This window comes from Kordiimonas sp. SCSIO 12610, from assembly GCF_024398015.1.
Lineage (GTDB): Bacteria > Pseudomonadota > Alphaproteobacteria > Sphingomonadales > Kordiimonadaceae > CANLMI01.
The window spans coordinates 1-18,430 of the sequence record NZ_CP073747.1 but is presented as its reverse complement, the minus strand read 5'-3'; the positions used below and the strand labels follow the sequence as shown (position 1 = coordinate 18,430).

Annotated in this window: 17 protein-coding genes; 9 read left to right on the top strand and 8 right to left on the bottom strand. The window is 46.4% G+C overall.

From position 1 onward, the window contains the following. Window positions 1-45: 45 nt before the first annotated feature. Window positions 46-1,566, bottom strand: coding sequence for a 2-polyprenylphenol 6-hydroxylase (gene ubiB, locus KFF44_RS00085; RefSeq protein ID WP_255936103.1), 1,521 nt, complete (start codon window positions 1,564-1,566; stop codon window positions 46-48). Between the two features lie 28 nt (window positions 1,567-1,594). Continuing rightward, complete coding sequence (ubiE, locus tag KFF44_RS00080; RefSeq protein ID WP_255936102.1) at window positions 1,595-2,368, bottom strand: bifunctional demethylmenaquinone methyltransferase/2-methoxy-6-polyprenyl-1,4-benzoquinol methylase UbiE; 774 nt, start codon at window positions 2,366-2,368, stop codon at window positions 1,595-1,597. A gap of 125 nt (window positions 2,369-2,493) precedes the next feature. On the opposite strand from ubiE, the gene mutM reads away from it, so the two are divergent. From mutM to KFF44_RS00060, 4 genes are read left to right on the top strand one after another with little or no spacing between them, the layout of a single operon-like run. Next, window positions 2,494-3,330, top strand: coding sequence for a bifunctional DNA-formamidopyrimidine glycosylase/DNA-(apurinic or apyrimidinic site) lyase (mutM, locus tag KFF44_RS00075; RefSeq protein ID WP_255936101.1), 837 nt, complete (start codon window positions 2,494-2,496; stop codon window positions 3,328-3,330). Between the two features lie 21 nt (window positions 3,331-3,351). Next, window positions 3,352-4,311: a thiamine pyrophosphate-dependent dehydrogenase E1 component subunit alpha gene (locus KFF44_RS00070; RefSeq protein WP_255936100.1), complete on the top strand. Its 960-nt coding sequence runs from the start codon at window positions 3,352-3,354 to the stop codon at window positions 4,309-4,311. Then, complete coding sequence (locus KFF44_RS00065) at window positions 4,308-5,285, top strand: alpha-ketoacid dehydrogenase subunit beta (RefSeq protein WP_255936099.1); 978 nt, start codon at window positions 4,308-4,310, stop codon at window positions 5,283-5,285. Before KFF44_RS00070 ends, KFF44_RS00065 begins: the two co-directional genes overlap by 4 nt. Window positions 5,286-5,314: 29 nt before the next feature. Beyond that, entirely contained in the window at window positions 5,315-5,965 is a 651-nt protein-coding gene (locus KFF44_RS00060) for a cytochrome b/b6 domain-containing protein (protein WP_255936098.1), read from the top strand. A gap of 56 nt (window positions 5,966-6,021) precedes the next feature. On the opposite strand, the gene KFF44_RS00055 is transcribed toward KFF44_RS00060, so the two are convergent. Further along, window positions 6,022-6,495, bottom strand: coding sequence for a cytochrome c (locus KFF44_RS00055; RefSeq protein ID WP_255936097.1), 474 nt, complete (start codon window positions 6,493-6,495; stop codon window positions 6,022-6,024). 142 nt (window positions 6,496-6,637) lie between these two features. Beyond that, complete coding sequence (locus KFF44_RS00050) at window positions 6,638-7,057, bottom strand: GcrA family cell cycle regulator (protein ID WP_255936096.1); 420 nt, start codon at window positions 7,055-7,057, stop codon at window positions 6,638-6,640. A 184-nt stretch (window positions 7,058-7,241) separates the two neighbouring features. Between KFF44_RS00050 and KFF44_RS00045 the strand changes: the two genes are divergently transcribed. The 5 genes from KFF44_RS00045 (at window position 7,242) to KFF44_RS00025 (ending at window position 11,798) form a co-directional block, all read left to right on the top strand. Then, window positions 7,242-8,090 (top strand): ABC transporter permease, encoded by an 849-nt coding sequence (locus KFF44_RS00045; RefSeq protein WP_255936095.1) that lies wholly within the window; start codon window positions 7,242-7,244, stop codon window positions 8,088-8,090. A 216-nt stretch (window positions 8,091-8,306) separates the two neighbouring features. After that, the gene (locus KFF44_RS00040; protein WP_255936094.1) at window positions 8,307-9,500 is read left to right on the top strand and encodes an aspartate aminotransferase family protein; all 1,194 of its coding nucleotides are present in this window, start codon (window positions 8,307-8,309) and stop codon (window positions 9,498-9,500) included. Between the two features lie 41 nt (window positions 9,501-9,541). After that, window positions 9,542-10,486 (top strand): ornithine carbamoyltransferase, encoded by a 945-nt coding sequence (gene argF, locus KFF44_RS00035; protein ID WP_255936093.1) that lies wholly within the window; start codon window positions 9,542-9,544, stop codon window positions 10,484-10,486. Window positions 10,487-10,524: 38 nt separating this feature from the next. Then, a complete protein-coding gene (locus tag KFF44_RS00030; RefSeq protein WP_255936092.1) occupies window positions 10,525-11,475 on the top strand; it encodes an Hsp33 family molecular chaperone HslO in 951 nt (316 codons plus the stop codon). A gap of 14 nt (window positions 11,476-11,489) precedes the next feature. Then, window positions 11,490-11,798, top strand: coding sequence for a hypothetical protein (locus tag KFF44_RS00025; RefSeq protein ID WP_255936091.1), 309 nt, complete (start codon window positions 11,490-11,492; stop codon window positions 11,796-11,798). A 56-nt stretch (window positions 11,799-11,854) separates the two neighbouring features. On the opposite strand, the gene gyrB is transcribed toward KFF44_RS00025, so the two are convergent. The 4 genes from gyrB to dnaA all read right to left on the bottom strand — a co-directional run bounded on the left by gyrB (window position 11,855) and on the right by dnaA (window position 18,397). Then, window positions 11,855-14,287 carry a DNA topoisomerase (ATP-hydrolyzing) subunit B gene (gyrB, locus tag KFF44_RS00020; protein ID WP_305118789.1) on the bottom strand — a complete coding sequence of 811 codons (2,433 nt, stop codon included), beginning with the start codon at window positions 14,285-14,287 and terminating at the stop codon, window positions 11,855-11,857. 64 nt (window positions 14,288-14,351) lie between these two features. Continuing rightward, entirely contained in the window at window positions 14,352-15,545 is a 1,194-nt protein-coding gene (gene recF, locus KFF44_RS00015) for a DNA replication/repair protein RecF (protein ID WP_255936090.1), read from the bottom strand. Window positions 15,546-15,612: 67 nt separating this feature from the next. After that, entirely contained in the window at window positions 15,613-16,728 is a 1,116-nt protein-coding gene (gene dnaN, locus KFF44_RS00010; RefSeq protein ID WP_255936089.1) for a DNA polymerase III subunit beta, read from the bottom strand. 247 nt (window positions 16,729-16,975) lie between these two features. After that, window positions 16,976-18,397 (bottom strand): chromosomal replication initiator protein DnaA, encoded by a 1,422-nt coding sequence (gene dnaA / locus KFF44_RS00005; RefSeq protein ID WP_255936088.1) that lies wholly within the window; start codon window positions 18,395-18,397, stop codon window positions 16,976-16,978. Window positions 18,398-18,430: the final 33 nt, after the last annotated feature.

The following is an 18,430-nucleotide window of genomic DNA, read 5'->3' as shown; positions in this document are numbered from 1 at the left end:
ATAGTCTGAAATGCGTTTTGTCGCAAACAGGCATGTTAATTTGGCTCAAATGAATAGTATTTTTACGATGACCGCGCCAATCACAAGACCGAGTGCAAAGGAAGATAGCGATTGTCTGTGTGGCATTTGTGGATTTTGACCGTGATCATCCAGTTCTTTGTTAAGAAGTTGGTCGATTTTCATGGGAAGACGCTCCAAAGCACGGGGGATTTGAACGATAGCGTCCGCTAGCCTGATTTCTGGTGACAGATTGTCATACATCCATGTTTCAATAACTGGGCGCGATATCTCCCACATATTTGTTTGTGGGTTCAAATGTAGTGCTAACCCTTCAGCCATTACCATGGAGCGTTGCAGCAACAATAGTTGCGGCTGTGTGCGCATTGAAAAGCGTTCTGTTGTCGCAAATAACTGTGCCAACAGTTTGCCAGCGGATATTTTCTCGACAGGAAGGTCCATAATCGGGTCCGCGATCACCCGCATTGCCTGCGCAAATTCCTCGACCGATTGGCCATACGGTACATATCCAGCATCAAAGTGGACTTCGGCAACGCGTCTGTAATCGCGTGATATAAACCCAAATAATATTTCAGCTAGAAACCGGCGGTCATTTTTGCTCAATCGGCCCATGATGCCAAAATCAATCGCGACAATAGTACCGCTGTCCTCTACAAGTAAGTTTCCTTGGTGAAGGTCCGCATGGAAATAGCCATCACGCATTGCCTGCTTAAGAAAAATTTGAACAATTCTTGTTCCAAGTTCTGTCAGGTCATGCCCTGCCTCGATTAAAGCGTCTTTATCATTCAAGCGAATACCCGACACCCATTCGAGTGTTAGAACCCGGCGTGCCGTCATATCCCAATAGACATGGGGAACACGGTAACCGGTTTCACCTTGCATATTTTGCTCTAATTCAGCGGCGGCAGACGCCTCCAAGCGGAGGTCCATTTCTTTGAGCGAGGTTTCTTTGATTTTTGCGACGACCTCGATAAGGCGAAGGCGCTTTGCTTCCCGAATGTGTCTGTCCGCAAGTTCAGCAAGCCATTCAAAGAGGGTAAGGTCGCGGGTGAAGCGCTTTTCAACATCCGGCCTTAGTACTTTCACTGCAACACTAGTGCCGTCTTTCAGTTGGGCTTTGTGAACCTGCGCTATCGAGGCAGCAGCAACGGGCTCCTTTGAAAAGTCATCAAAAAAGTCAGATATTTCACCTTCGAGTTCGCGCTTGATAATTGCTTCTACTTTATCGAAACTAAATGGGGGGAGGCGATCTTGTAGGGTCGTCAAACCTTCTGCAAGGGCCCGCCCCACCAGATCAGGCCGGGTTGCAAGTGTTTGACCAAGTTTTATGTAGGCTGGACCCATTCCAGCAAGTGCAGCAGCAAGGCGTTCACCATCACTGTCAGGGATGTTTTTCTTTCTCGGAACAAAAAAAGTGCAAATCCGCAAGAATTTAGGTGCCCAATCGGGGATAAGTTCGATGGTTTCGAGCGATCTGATTGCGCCAAACCGTCTTAAGCCGATTGCAAGATTAAGAAGACTGAAAAAATGAAAGAATGTTCGAAACATAGTAGGGCGATAATCCTGATCAGTATTCTTAAATGCGCCAACCACTATGAAGCGCGACAACACCAACGGACATGGTGCGATAACTCGTGCGTTCAAACCCTGCGGTTTTGATCATGGCTTCAAATTTTGCTGGAACCGGGAACCGGCGGATAGATTCAACCAGATATTCATAACTATCATAGTCGTTTGCAACAATTTCCCCCATTTTTGGAATGACGTTAAAACTATATGCGTCATACGCCTTTTTGAAGAGCGGCAGAATTTCATGGCTGAATTCAAGGCAAAGAAAACGCCCACCCGGCTTCAGGACACGGTAGGCTTCACTTAATGCTTCTTCGATCCGTGTGACATTGCGAATCCCAAAGGCAATTGTGTAGGCATCCATGCTGCAATCAGGAAACGGTAATTTCTGCGCGTCCGCACAAACAAATTCTGCGCGGTCTCTGTATCCATTTTCTTCAGCGCGTTTGGCGCCAACACGTAGCATCTCTGCATTGATATCTGAAACAGTAACCGTTCCACCCGCGCAGGCATCCAGAAAGCGAAAAGCAATATCGCCTGTGCCGCCAGCAACATCCAGAAGGTGCATGCCAGGGCGTGGGTTCAATGTATTGATCATTGAATTTTTCCACAGGCGGTGGACACCAACGCTCATCACATCATTCATTCGGTCATAGTCATCCGCGACAGAATCGAAGACTTCGCGCACCATGCCTGCTTTTGAGGCTTCATCGACGGTTTTGAAACCGAAATGCGTTGTTGCCTCTTCACGAGGGGGCATATTTTCGTTATTGCTTGCCATATTATATCACTATCTAAATCATCTGTGTGCGGACCATAGACTACTAGGGGCGCGCATACCAGAGAGCATTTTACCCAATTGCTTTTGTGAAAAGCTGAACCGAAACGCAAGGACAACGTGACAATATGCCCGAACTGCCCGAAGTAGAAACTGTTATGCGTGGCCTTAAGCCAGTTTTGGAGGGGGTAACCATTAGGAAGGCGCAGGCATTTGCCCCCAAGCTACGTGTCCCAATAGATGAAAATTTCGGCGAGCGGCTATCCGGTAACCAGATTGAGCGTTTGGAACGTCGGTCAAAATATATTTTGATAACGTTTGCGGATGGTTTGGTGGCGATTATGCACCTTGGCATGTCTGGGCGGATGACAATTTTCAAAAATGGTTCTGACATACCCGAGCGCGGCAAACACGATCATATTCTAATTGAAACTGAACGTGGAGATTTGGTTATTTACAATGACCCTCGAAGGTTTGGAATGTGGGTTTTAACAGATACAGAAGCTGTTAACGATCACGCTTTGATTAAGGACATTGGGCCTGAACCCCTTGGAAATGCATTTCATGAAGGTGTTTTAAAGGCTGGTCTCTCGAAGCGGAAATCACCGATTAAAACAGCCTTGCTGGATCAAAAACTGGTTGCAGGGCTTGGTAATATCTATGTGTGTGAGGCATTGTGGCGCACAGGTATTCACCCTGCGCGATTGTCGAATACGATTACGGATAGTGAAATTGAAGCGTTGGTGCCGACAATCCGCGATGTCTTGACATCGGCAATTGAGGCAGGTGGATCTACGCTTAAAGATTATGCGCAGGTGGACGGTGAGCTTGGTTACTTTCAACATAGCTTCAAAGCGTATGGGCGCGAGGGTGAAGCCTGCCTGAAGCAAGAGTGCGGGGGTGTTATTGACCGGATTGTACAATCCAACCGATCCAGTTTTTACTGCAATTGTTGCCAAACATAATTGGATAATCGATGGCGGATTATGATGAATCTTGATGATTTAAAACAGATTTTTTCAGATGCCTATTTTACGCGGGTGTTTGAGGATGAAATTGCACGCCTTTCAAGCGAAGGCCGGACACCGGGTTTGGTTCATTTGTCCCACGGAAGTGAAGTCGCTGATGCGGTATTAAAACGGTATTTAACAAATGAAAATGACCGGATCACAGGATCACACCGTAGCCATAGCCTTGCTTTAGTTGGCGGTGTTCATCCGACAGCGCTTGCCGCAGAAATTATGGGATTGTCTGGTGGCACGAGTGACGGTCTTGGCGGCACTCAACATATTCTCTCGAAGGATACCATATTTTTATCCAGTAATGGTATTGTCGGGGCACAGGTACCAATTGCTCTTGGTGCGGCCCTTACATCGAAGCAATTGAAAACAGGTGCGATCGCTGTTGCCGCTTTTGGGGAAGGGGCCTCGAATCAGGGAAGCGTGTTCGAAAGCTTGAACCTTGCTACGACTTTAGCCCTTCCAGTGATGTTTTTAATGCAAAATAATCAGATGGCACAGTCTACACATGTGAAAGATAGTACCGCGTCTAATCTAACGGCGCGTGCCAGAAGCTTTGGAATGGTTGCAGAAAGCGTTGATGGCACTGATGTTGTTGCTTTGGATACCAGTTTTGCACGTCTGACAAAATATATCAGAGATACGGGTTCCCCCGCTTTTCTGGAGGTGATGGTACCGCGCCTGAGTGGTCATTATTACGGGGATGGCACAAACACAGACGCGGCAAAAGAAACTGATCCAATTGAAATTTTGACGAAACTGATGATGGCTCAGGGTGCAGATATTGCTGAAATTGAAAAAGATAAGGCTAGGATCAAACAGGCAGTTTCCAAGGCAATTGACGATGCGTGTGGTCAAACTGATATTTCCGCCGATTTGATACGTACATATATGCGGTCTAATCCGCATCTCTTGGGGGATGTATGATGTCAGAGGGTAATGCAGTAACAATTTCAGAGGCACTTAGGGCAGCCCACATCGAGATAATGCAACGTGATGAGCGCGTAGTGTTAATTGGTGAAGACCTCTCTATGGGGGTGTTTGGGGTAACAACCGGCCTTGATCTGATGTTTGGAAGTGACCGTGTTATCAATACACCTATCTCTGAAACTGCGTTTGTGGGCATGGCGTTGGGTGCTGCAATGACGGGCCTCCGTCCTATTGTCGAGATTATGTTCTGCGATTTCATGGGGGTTTGCTTTGATCAAATTATGAATCAGATTGCAAAGGCGCATTTCCTCTCGTATGGGCGATTGGATATTCCGTTGGTCATCCGAACTACAATGGGTGCGGGTGATGGAAGTGGTGCTATGCATAGCCAGTCCTTGCATGGTTTATTGCAACAAATTCCAGGGCTTGTCGTTGCTTGTCCTGCGACACCGCAGGATGCGGCTGGTATGCTGAGGGCAGCATCAAAAACAAAGACCCCAGTTGTTCTGATGGAAAATAAAAACCTATACCAACTTAAGGGTAATGTTGATGAGTGTGTCGAAGTACCATTTGGTCAAGGTCATATCGTACGAGGCGGTGCTGATATTACGCTGGTTGCCGTATCTGCCATGCGTCAGGTTGCGCTTGACGCGGCTGAAGTTTTAAAAACGCAGAACATTGATGCTGAGGTTATTGACCCACGGACTATCTCACCGCTTGATACTAAATTGATTGCTAACAGTTTGAAAAAGACAGGGAAGTTAGCTGTGATTGATGAAGGGTCCGCTATCGCGGGCTTTGCTGATCATGTCATTTCCTTTGTAGCGGAAAATCATTTTACCCTGTTAAACGATTGCCCACGTAAAATTGTCCCGCCTCATATTCCGGTTCCTTATGGTGCGGGCGCAGAACAAAGCTGGTTACCAGATGTGGATACGGTTGTTGATGTTGTGCGAAGTATGTTCAAATGAAAATGGATACTATTTAGGAAAAAAGAGCGATGACAAAGAAAATTAAAGTTTGGGATGTGCCAACCCGCTTGTTTCACTGGTTATTGGTCGTGCTTTTTGCAATGTCATCCTATTCTGCATTCGAATCAAAATTTGGTTTTTACGGCGATATGCATCTTTATTCCGGTGTGGCCATTATTGCCCTTCTTCTTTGGCGGTTGGTTTGGGGATTGATCGGCAGTGAAACTGCCAGGTTCACGTCTTTTATGAAATGGCCCGCATCGGTTTTATCGTATTTGAGAGGCAAGCAAACTGATAAGGCACTTGGGCACAACCCGCTTGGTGGCTACTCTGTTATCCTCATGTTGGTTTTGATACTAACACAGGCAGTTTTGGGATTGTTTGCAACAGATGGAATGTTGTTTTCTGGCCCGTTTTCAATTGATGCTGGCGATAATACTGATTTGATCACAGACATTCATGAGACACTTGGTTTGGTATTGCTGTATGTGACAGGATTTCATGTTTTTGCGGTTTTGGTCTATTTGTTCGTTAAAAAAACAAATCTGATAAGCCCCATGATTACAGGGTATGACCGCTTTGATAACGGTCAAAGGGCGCCCTATATGAAAAATGCTTTTTGGGCATTATTGACGGCTGTTATTATTGGGGGTGCAGTCTATTGGTATATTTTAGGCTAAGAAAAGACCCGCCAAAACCAGCGTGAATAATTTTGACGAGCCAATTTATTACATGATTAGTCTTGGTACTTATCGTGGCAGCTTTTGCAATTCTTGAAAACTTCACCAACTGTAGCGCCAATCTTAGCTTGGTCACCGCTTTTGGCGGCATCCGCAAAAGCGCGCGTGTCATTTGCAAATTTGTCCATACGGCCCGCGAAGTCGTCCCAGTTCGCCCAAATGTCGTCCTTTGCTTCGGTAAAACCGTCTTGGCCACGTGTGTCTGGCTTGAAAGCACTTTTCGAGAGCGCAGCAGCGTTTGCTAGAATTTCTGCGTAACCAGCAAGGTCGCCCTCTTCAGGGGTTGCTGTCTTTCTTAAAATCTGACCGATATTTGCTGCAGAATATTTCACAACCTCCATAACGTCGTGTCTATACTGTGATGCAGGTGAGCGCTCTTTTTTATCTGCGGCGATTGCATTTCCTGTAAATGCAATGCCTATGCTTAGAGCACATGCAGCAGTTACCATTTTTACTTTGCGTGAATTCATGTCTTCCCTCGCTTCCATTCCGATTAAGCTAGTAACATGAGATTACAGGCAAACTGTAAATTGGCAATCCCCTAAATACAGAGAAGCCGCCTCCTCTATTTGAGGGGCAGCTTCTCTGTAAACATACTTTAAAACTGAGCGCTTACATAATAGGCGGTTTGGGTGCTTGTTGCCTGCGATCTCGGCGTGGTGGTTGTGCCTGATAGGCTTCCGCACAGTGCGCCGCACAATATGGCATGCCCGGCTCAGATGGCTTACCGCAGAAATGAAAATCGGCATCACCCGGGTGCCCAATGGGCCATTTGCACATCCGATCCGTTAAATCTAATAGGGTCACGAATTTCTTCGTTTCTTTTTTGACCGCTTTTTTGGCAGGAGCTTTCTTTGCCGTCTTGTCAGTTTTTACAGGCGACGGTCTGGACTTTAGTCCTAATCTGTGTGCTTTACCAATGACCGCGTTTCTTGTGACGCCTTCACCAAGTTCTTTTGCAATTTGGCTTGCGCTTAGGCCATCATCCCATAATTTACGCAAAATTTCGATACGGTCATCCGTCCAGGCCATTATTATTCCTTTTATCTTTTCAAGTGCCGATTAAAAGTAAGGTCGATTCACATGAACGATTCGTCAGGTACGAGTCTTACACAGGGCTTTTGCCTGTAGCTTATATCTGTTAAAAGGCTGTTTTGCCAATACCTATTACGGGTGGGATATTGATTTTTTCATCGCAATTATGGAGTAAACACCAGTGTCAGAGCCAAATTCAGCGATAAATACTGCATCGGTAAAAAATGAATATAGTGCATACGGCACCCGAACAATTGGTGCTGTTAACTGGTTGGGTTTGAAAACTCTCTATGTTCGCGAGTCGCGCAGGTTTTTGAAAGTGTGGTCACAGACGCTCGCAGCACCAGCTGTGACGACAATACTTTTTATGATTATTTTCTCACTTGCGCTTGGTGGTCGCGGCCGCGAAGTTGCTGGAATGCCTTTTGCCAACTTTCTGGCACCCGGTTTGATCGTGATGGCGATGTTACAGAATGCGTTTGCAAATACCTCTTCATCTATTTTGATAGCCAAAGTGCAGGGCAATATTGTTGACACATTAATGCCCCCTTTATCCGCAACGGAATTGACGTTGGGTTTCTTAGCCGGCGGCATGACACGCGGCCTGTTTGTGGGTATTTTTGTTTGTACGGCCTTTGTTATTATGCCGGGTGTTTCCCTAACTGTTAGCCACCTTTGGGCAGTGATTTATTTTGCACTTTCTGCAAGCGCAATGCTGGCGCTTCTCGGAATTTTAACTGGTGTCTGGGCAGATAAATTTGATCATTCCGCAGCCGTTACAAATTTTGTTGTGGCACCCCTTAGCTTACTTTCAGGTACATTTTATTCGATCGAGCGCCTGGACCCAGCGTGGCAGATGTTTTCAAAAGCAAATCCATTTTTCTATATGATCGATGGTTTTCGCTATGGTTTTATCGATAGAGCGGATAGTGACTTGATGATCGGTGTTATATATACGCTCGCTATCAATATACTCCTTGCATTTACTGTATACCGGGTGTTCAAAACGGGTTATCGATTGAAGCCTTAAACAGCATTTTTGAACCAATATTTTCTGTTTGCGAAACCCTTAAAAAATATTCCGCAACAGCGATTGACTTCTCTGGTCCATAGGCGCAGGATGCCTTCAAAATCAGCCGGTGCGTGGACGTGCCGGCTCATTACGTTTAACACTATAAAACAATAGGAATACTTCCCGGAACAACTCTTTGGAAGTGTAAGAATATTCGGAAACAGGAGCGCTCTTATGATCACACCTCTTTTGCCAACATATGCAAGAATGCCAGTCGCTTTTGAACGTGCCGAAGGCATGTATATGTATGATACAAATGGTAAGAAGTATCTTGATTTCTATTCGGGTATCGGTGTGATGTGCTTGGGCCATTGCCACCCGACACTTGTTAATGCTCTAAAAGATCAAGCTGATAAGTTGTGGCATACGTCAAATATCTATCAAATCCCTGAAGGTGAGCGCCTGGCCCAAAGGCTGATTGACGCCAGTTTTGCAGATACAGTCTTTTTCACAAACTCAGGTGCTGAATCGATTGAATGCGCGATCAAGATGGTGCGCAAATATCATCATGATAAAGGCAATAAGGGTCGTTACCGGATGATCACTATGGCATCTGCGTTCCATGGCCGCACGCTCGCGGGCATTGCTGCCGCTGGGCAAGAAAAAATGATTGCAGGGTTTGAACCTGTTCCTGATGGGTTTGATGTTGTGCCTTTTGGTGATTTGGAAGCCGTTAAAGCAGCGATTACCCCTGAAACGGGCGGTATCATGGTGGAACCGGTTCAGGGTGAAGGTGGTATTCGCCCGCTGCCCTTGGAGACACTCCGTGGTCTACGCGAAATAGCCGATGAAAATAACTTGCTTCTTGTTTTTGATGAAATCCAATGTGGTATGGGCCGTACGGGTAAATTGTGGGCGCATGAGTGGGCCGGAATTAATGCTGATATCGTGACAGCTGCCAAGGGCATTGGGGGCGGTTTCCCAATGGGTGCTTGCCTTGCGACAGAAGAGGCTGCGTCAGGTATGGTGGTTGGTACGCACGGTACTACATATGGTGGTAACCCGCTTGCCATGGCCGTTGGTAATGCTGTTCTTGATGAAATGCTAAAGCCAGAATTTTTCGAGCATGTTGTTAAGATGGGTGAAATGCTGTTTGCACGCCTTCAGGGACTTCAGCAGCGCCATAGCAATTTCGTCAGTGAAGTTCGTGGTAGTGGCCTTATGGCAGGTATCCGATTGCCTGATGTACCGACACGCCCTGCTGTTACTGATTTGATCTCTCGTGGTTTCTGCCCGGCCCCTGCTGGCGATAGTGTGATTCGTATGTTGCCGCCACTTATTCTAGATGAAAGTCATATTGATGAGGCCGTATCAATTTTTGATGAAGCCTTCACGGACTGGGCTAAAAATGGAGTACCTGGTGTATAAAGCTTATACACCCGGCTATTGATAAAGAAAGTTATTTGTAAATGGGCGTTGCAGCTTCGCATTACCAGCATTTCCTTGACCTAAAGGATGTTCCAAAGGAAACACTTAGGCATATTCTCGATACGGCAAAACTATGGAAAAACCGACGAGAAGGAATGTCTAAGGGTGCGGTTGATGAAGGTGCACCGCTTAGCGGTAAAACACTGGCAATGGTGTTTGAGAAATCTTCTACACGTACTCGTATCAGTTTTGAAATGGCGATGCAGCAATTAGGGGGATCATCAATCATCCTTCAAGGTTCCAGCATGCAACTGGGCCGCGGTGAAACCATTGCGGATACCGCGCGTGTTATGAGCCGCTATGTGGACGCTATTATGCTGCGGGCGAACACGCATGCTGCGGTGGAGGAACTTGCAGAAGAGGGCGAAGTTCCTGTTATTAATGCACTTACTGATCGTTCGCACCCCTGTCAGCTTATGGCTGATGTTTTGACGTTAGAAGAGCATTTGGGCCCTGTTCAGGGTAAGAAAATCGCCTGGGTTGGTGACGGGAATAACGTTGCTACTTCCCTTATTGAAGCTGCTGTACAGTTTGACTTCTCATTGACACTTGGATGCCCTGATAATTTGATGCCTGAGACAGATGTGTTAAACTGGGCTAAGGCTGCGGGTGGTGACGTTAGGGTTGTTGATAACGCATCCGACGCCGTTGGTGGTGCCAATGCGGTCTTTACTGATACCTGGATATCTATGGGCGATGACCGAACGGGTGCCAAATTAAAAGCGTTAGAACCCTTTCAAGTGAATGACAGTTTGATGGCAAAGGCACACAATGATGCAATCTTTTTGCATTGTCTGCCGGCGCACCGCGGCGAAGAAGTAACCAATAGCGTAATTGACGGTCCGCAATCTGTTGTTTGGGATGAAGCCGAAAACAGATTACATGCGCAAAAAGCAATCCTTGCTTGGTGCCTTGGGGTGATATAAAAGCACCCGCTTAAATATGAACAAAGTGAATGAATGTTATGACAGATAGCCCTATCATAATTACTGACCCTGTAGATAGCCGCGATAATGAAGTAAGGCCCTTTCAAATCGAAGGGATGGATGTTCGTGGCCGTGCAGTTAGGCTTGGTACCGTTGTTGATCAAATTTTGTCTGCTCATGACTATCCTGACCCGGTTGCGCGTATCCTCGGTGAGTTCTTAACCCTGACGGCGCTTCTTGGCTCTATAATGAAATATAATGGTATCGTCACCATACAAGCGAAAACCGGGGGACCTGTTCCGATGGTTGTTGCGGACTATGAGATTAAGGATGATGGCATTGGTCACTTACGCGGATATGCGCAAATCGATGAAGTTAAATATGCGACTTACGGTAAAAACCCAAGTTTCCACGGGCTTATTGGATCGAAAAGCGGGTATTTAGCACTTACAATTGATCAAGGTGCTGACATGGAGCGCTATCAGGGAATTGTGGAAATCACGGGCGAAAGCTTAAGCGATGTTGCGCGTTCCTATTTTATGAATTCAGAGCAAACACCCACTGAAATGAGTATGGTGTGTGACCGTGACCCTGTTACGGGGAATTGGCGTGCTGGTGGCTTGATGGTTCAGCACTTATCACGCGGTGAAGAAGGTCAGGAACGCCTGCTAGACCGTGAAACTGAAGAACAGTGGAACCGCGCGTCTGTGTTGATGCACAGTGTAAAAAGCGAAGAACTTCTGGATGCACAACTTGATCTGGATCAGATCCTATATCGTTTGTTTAACGAAGATGGTGTGCGGGTGTTTGATGCAATGCATCTGGATGCAAGCTGTCGATGTTCGCGGGAAAAACTGTTTGGTGTTTTAAGCCAATTTGGTGATAGCGATATTGAGCATATGATTGTGGATGGTGCAATCACGGTTGATTGTCAGTTCTGTAGTAAGGCCTATAGCTTTGATCCTGCGGAATTGAAAAATAGTCAGTAGAATTGGATGGTTTAATGGCAGTTAAACGTATTTGGCATGGGTGGGCAACAGCCGAAAATGCCTCAAAATATGAAGAGCTGGCGTTAGGGACAGTGTTTCCTGAAATAGCGGCAAAAAATATTCCTGGATATCAGGGTATTGAGCTTATGCGCCGTGAATTAGAGAATGGTGACATAGAATTTATGACCATTATGACTTTTGATGATACCTCGAATATCATCGAGTTTCTCGGTGAAGATTACACCAAATGCTACGTGCCGGATGCAGTGCAACAGGTTTTAAGTAAGTGGGATGACGTTGCAACCCATTATGTTCAAAAATAAAAAAGGCCCAATTCAGGGCCTTTTTTATGAGGTTTTCTATAGCATTCAATCCATGATCAAACGTCAAGGTTTGCAACATTAAGTGCGTTATCCTGAATGAAGTTACGGCGCTCTTCAACCACATCACCCATGAGCTTGGAGAAAATCTCGTCCGCTGTATCGGCTTGGGTAATCTTAACCTGTAATAAGGTCCGCACTTCTGGATCTAATGTCGTTTCCCATAGTTGATCCGGGTTCATCTCGCCCAGGCCTTTATAGCGTTGGATAGATAGCCCCTTACGCCCGAAGGCCAACAATGTGGTTAACATTTCAAGGGGTGTGTTGATCGTGGTTTCTTCTTCTTTCCGGGTAATCGTGACAGGGTTGGCAAACAGGTCACGTACCGGCTGCATCAAGGTGTTTAAGCCTCTTGCTTCTTGGCTATCGATCAACTGCATGTCGATACGGTGCATATCAATCACACCGCGGACTTCATGGGCAAAACTATATCCACCATCTTCAAGTGCTTCACCACTCCAGCCTGCGTCCTCCAGGGTTTGGGCAACAGTGTTCAGGTGATTAGCGACTTTTTCCGCCATAGCAGCGCGGCCATCAGCGTCACCCTGTAGGTCGGTGTTAAAACCACCGAGCAGAGCAACAGTTTCCACAAGGCCGCGGTCATAACGCGGTGGAATGCTGTGAACACGTGTTCTGATTTTCAAAATATCTTCTGCAATGGCCTTCAGGGCTTCGCCGGCATACTGCGCACCATTACTGTCTGTTACGACCAGGTCAGAAGTTCCTGCATTCAATAGGTAATCATCAAGTGCACGATCATCCTTCAGGTAAACCTCTGATTTTCCGCGGCTAACCTTATATAGCGGTGGCTGCGCGATATATAAATGGCCGCGTTCTACGATCTCAGGCATTTGACGATAGAAGAAGGTCAGCAAGAGGGTTCGAATGTGCGCGCCGTCCACGTCGGCATCAGTCATAATAACAATTTTATGGTAACGAAGTTTGTCAGGGTTAAAGTCCTCGCGGCCAATGCCTGTACCTAATGCAGTGATTAGCGTCCCGATTTCATTTGACGCCAGCATGCGGTCAAACCGGGCACGTTCTACATTCAGGATTTTACCACGAAGCGGTAATATGGCTTGGTTTTTCCTGTTACGACCCTGTTTGGCTGAACCACCCGCTGAATCACCCTCCACAATGAAGATTTCAGATTTTGCAGGATCGCGTTCCTGACAATCGGCAAGCTTGCCTGGCAATGAGGCAATATCAAGTGCACCCTTGCGGCGCGTTAACTCACGGGCTTTGCGTGCCGCTTCACGGGCTGTTGCGGCATCAATGATTTTTTGGATAACCGTTTTAGACTCGTTCGGATGTTCACCGAACCATTCGCTGAGTTTTTCATTCACAAGGCTTTCAACAGCGGGGCGAACTTCTGAGGATACAAGCTTGTCTTTAGTTTGTGACGAGAATTTGGGGTCCGGCACTTTAACGGACAACACAGCCGTCAAACCTTCGCGCGCATCATCGCCCGATAGGGAAACCTTGGATTTTTTTGCGAGACCAGAATCGTTCACATAATTATTGATACTGCGGGTGAGCGCGGCGCGGAATGCCGCCAAGTGCGTACCACCATCACGCTGCGGAATGTTATTAGTAAAGCAGAAGACATTTTCATGGTAGCTGTCATTCCACTGCAAGGACAATTCTGTTGTAATACCGTCTTTTTCGCCTGTGATGGTTACAGGTTCGCCGATTACGCTATTTTTATTGCGGTCCAGATACTTAACAAACGCCGTGATACCGCCCTCGTAAAACAGGTCAACGTCTTTGGCTTCCGCGTGGCGATTATCCTTCAGGAGAATGTGAACGCCCGAGTTCAGGAAAGCAAGTTCACGGAAACGATGCACAAGGCGATCAAAATCGAATTCGATGAATTTAAAAGTATCGGTTGATGGCATAAACGTGACTTCAGTACCTTTTTCGCCGTTTGCATCACCGACAACAACCAAATCATCAATAGGCTCGCCTTTCTCAAAGCGCATATGATGCTCTTTACCATCACGCCAAATGCGAAGTTCAAGCCAATCGGAAAGGGCGTTTACAACGGATACGCCAACACCGTGGAGACCGCCTGATACCTTATAGCTGTTTTGGTCAAATTTTCCGCCAGCATGCAATTGGGTCATGATAACGCGAGCGGCAGACACACCTTCTTCTTCATGGATATCTACAGGAATCCCGCGACCGTTATCACGAACACTACAGCTGCCATCAGGATTTAGCGTCATGGTTACGATGTCACAGTGGCCAGCAAGTGCCTCATCGATGGCATTATCAGAGACCTCGAAAACCATATGATGGAGGCCGGAACCATCTTCGGTGTCGCCGATATACATGCCGGGGCGTTTTCTAACAGCATCAAGGCCTTTTAGTACCTTGATCGAGTCTGCGCCGTATTCCTGTTCAGCAGTCATATCCATTTCTTCGCTCATAAACCCTGATCCCTTTCTTATTGTTATCCAAAAATGCCCCTGTTCGCTCTGGGGTATTTTGCCTTTAGGCTGATGGCTGGATCTTGCCATCCTGAATAGTATAAAATTCTGTTTGTTTTTCTATACCGTCAAAAATACTTCGATCGGTGCCTGTTAACCAGCATTGGCTTCCAAGGTCTGATAAAATCTCAAAAAGCCCTAATCGCCGATCTGTATCCAAGTGTGCTGCTACCTCGTCTAATAGCATGATAGGGGCTTGACCACGAAGCATTGATTGCAATTTTGCGTTTGCAATAATCAGTGCAATCAAGAGTGCTTTCTGTTCCCCAGTTGAGCAAAGCTCTGCGGGCATGTTTTTACTTTGGTGCGTTACAATTAAATCAGTTTTATGGACACCAATGCTTGCGCTTTTACCTAGGGCAATTTCTTGGGACCTTGCTGATTTCAATCGGTCTTTAAACGCTGTTTCGGCGTCTACTGCTGAATACCCATCAGCGAGAAGCCCCTCTACCCAGCCATCAATTGCAAGCGTTGCCACCGGGAACGGGCCATTTTCTTGTGAACTTAGCTGCCCAGCGAGTTGCCCCGCGAAGTCAAGCCGCTTGATCGCAACAGCAACGCCGTGTTCAGCCATCTTTGCTTCTAGTGCGGACAACCACGCGCTGTCTGCGCGACTTCCTTGTTCACTGATTAATTTATTGCGTTCACGCATTGTGCGCTCATAGGCCGATGTCTCACGGCTATGGTCTGGATAGAGCCCTAAAACCAGCCGGTCTAGAAAGCGTCGTCTACTGGATGGCCCTTCGATAAAAATCCGGTCCATCTGCGGTGTTAACCACAATATGCTCCAAAGGTCACCAAGCTGGTTACTGTTTTTTAGGATTTCACCATCTTGTTTTGCGATCCGTTTGTTATGCGCGTCGCTTTGATTGAAGGTGTTGGGGTCAAGGCCTGTCCCAATTTTTACAGTGTCATTTGATACAGAAACTTGCGCTGCAACCGCCCAAGGAGCTGAAGACCCGTGCCGCGTTATATCATTTAAGCTTGCTCTGCGCATCCCGCGGCCAGGCGAAAGGAAACTAATTGCTTCAAGCAGGTTGGTTTTGCCTGCGCCGTTGGGACCGGTCAACACTTTCAAAGGAAGCGAGGGGTCGGTACCAAGCTTTGCATGCCCGTATGAACGAAAGTTTGAAACTGTTAAATTTGAGACAGCAACACGCTTTTCGCTCACCTGTTGAATGGCACTAGACGCGATCATTCGGTAGGTTACTTTCAGAACAGAGAAAAAATATTTCTAATCTACTCGATGGCAAAGTAAGCCAACTTTATACACGCATTGGCATCAAGACATAGAGAACAGCTTCGTCCATCAAGTCCTTCAGAACAGTAGGTGCTGACGGATCTGCGAGCAATACCTGTACTGTTTCGCCCTCGATTTGTGCAAGAATGTCGAGTAAATAACGGCTATTGAAACCAATATCGAATTCATCAGCGCCGTAACTTGCACTTAGCTCTTCGCGTGCAGTACCGCTATCAGGACTGTTAACTGACAGGGTCAAAATATCTGCGCCGAGCGATAACTTTACAGAGCGTGTTTTATCAGAACTGATCGTTGACACACGGTCAACGGACTCTGCGAACAACCGACAATCCATTTCGAGCATTTTATCGTTACCTTGTGGGATAACGCGACTGTAATCCGGGAATGTGCCATCAATCAGTTTGGAAATGATCGTTGCACCTTCGAAGCTGAATCTGATTTTTGTGTCAGAGAGTGCAATATTTACGTTGCCTTCAATCTCATCCAAAAGCTTCCTTACTTCACCAACGGTTTTGCGTGGGATAATGATACCAGGCATCCCGCTCGCACCGTCTGGAACCTCTTGTTCAACTTGGGCTAGCCTATGACCATCAGTGGCAACAGCACGAAGTGATGAAGCGCCGTTTTGATCAGCGACATGCAGATAAATGCCGTTTAGATAGTAACGGGTTTCTTCTGTAGAAATTGCAAAACGTGCCTTATCAATAAGGCGTTTCAATTCCTCACTGGCAAGCGCAAACCGATGCGGAAGATCACCTTCGCTCATGATTGGGAAATCTTCTTTGTCTAGGCATGCTAAGGTGAAGCGTGAGCGGCCAGCAGTGACAACAAGGCGGTCACCGTCTTCAAGTTTCAGGTTGACCTCTGAACCATCAGGTAATTTTCTGGCAATATCGAAAAGCGTGTGTGCAGATACTGTTGTTGAACCCGGAACAGAAACGCTGGCAGCCGTGTTTTCAACAACTGATATGTCCAGGTCTGTTGCTGTTAGGGCAACACTGTCGCCTTCTGCTTCTATCATTACATTCGATAGGATCGGAATGGTGTTCCGTCGCTCAACAACCGATTGGACATGACCAAGAGTTTTCAAAAGAGCATTGCGTTCGATAGTAACTTGCATGTGGTTTTTCTTCTTCTTGTCAGGCTTTTCGCATCAATATTTTTAGGTATTTTGATGTTTGAAGTCGTTCATAAAAATCAAGGAGAATGACATTCAGGAACACCAAAATAGTCTTGGAAACACAATAGCGAATTTACCCATGAAACCAAATGAAAAAGAGCGGTTTTATAGTTTTTTTGTCAAATAATTATGATGATTTGCGCCCGAGTCGCAGGAAACGGTTTATCAGCCTAAAAATTTCCAGATTTTATGCTTCAAAAAGCCGTTTCAACCGCATGACATCCTCTTCGATTTGGTGGTCATCGAGCATTAATTCCTCGACCTTGCGAATACCGTGCATAACAGTGGTATGATCCCGACCGCCAAACCGCCTTCCAATTTCGGGCAAAGAGTTTTTGGTCATTTCTTTTGAGAGATACATAGCAATCTGCCGCGGGCGGACAATATTGCGGGCTCTTCGGTCTGATAGCATTTCGGCGAGTCTGATATTGTAATATTCAGCCACCTTTCGCTGAATCTCGTCAATTGTCACCTGTCGGTTGTTGGCCCTGATCAGGTCTTGCAAGACCTCGCGGGTCATATCCATAGTAATATGGCGGCCTACCAGTGTGGCATAGGCAATAACCCGGTTTAAAGCGCCTTCTAGCTCTCTAACATTGGACGTGATTTTGCCCGCTAAAAATTCAAGCACTTCGATTGGGATCACCAACTTTTCAGATGTGCCATTTGGGTTGGCGATTGATTTTTTGCGCGAAGCAGCATCCGCTTTTGACTGCAGAATACCCAATCGTAATTCATAATCTGTAGGATGAATGTCTGCGACTAATCCCCATCCAAGCCGTGATATAATTCGGTCTTGAATGCCCTCTAGGTCTGTTGGGGACCGATCAGCAGTAATGATCACCTGACACCTGTTATCAATCAGCGTGTTGAATGTATGGAAAAATTCTTCCTGTGTGCTGTCTTTGTTGGCGATGAATTGCACATCATCTATCATCAACAAATCCACGTTCCTGAACTTTTGTTTGAAAGCATGCGTGTCTTTGAAACGAAGCGCAGCAATAAATTCAAACATGAATTTTTCGGCGGATACATAGACGACTTTTTTACTGGGTTGGTTTTTGATGACTTCCCATGCAATGGCATGCATGAGATGGGTTTTACCAAGCCCCACACCCCCATGGAGAAAAAGGGGGTTAAAAGCCACTTCTTCGGCTTCAGTAATGCGCTTAGCGGCAGCGTAGGCAAGTTCGTTAGATTTGCCGACAACAAAGCTTTCGAATGTATAGCGTTCGTCTAGTGGGGAACCTTCAAAGCTCGTCTCAGATTTTTTCTCTACAGTGATTGCAGGTGTCATCACTGTTTCCTGAGGCTGTTGCGCTTGAATTGCACTGTTGGCACCGTCAGGAAGATAGATTGCAACATTCTGGATGTTGGGGTTGTCAGCGTTGAAATAGTCTTTCAGTCTGGGCGCATAATGGCTCTTGATCCAATCACGTACAAACCGTGTTGGTGCGACAAGCGATACAGTATCATTATTGATACCATTAAAGCCGACCTGTTCTAACCAGTTAGTGTACGCCTGTTGCCCAAATTCGCGTAAAAACTTTGTACATACCCGATCCCACTGTTCAGAAGAATTCATCACTGCTGCATTATCCGATGGCATTGCTTCCCCTTGTTGCTTGTGCCGAATAAACAT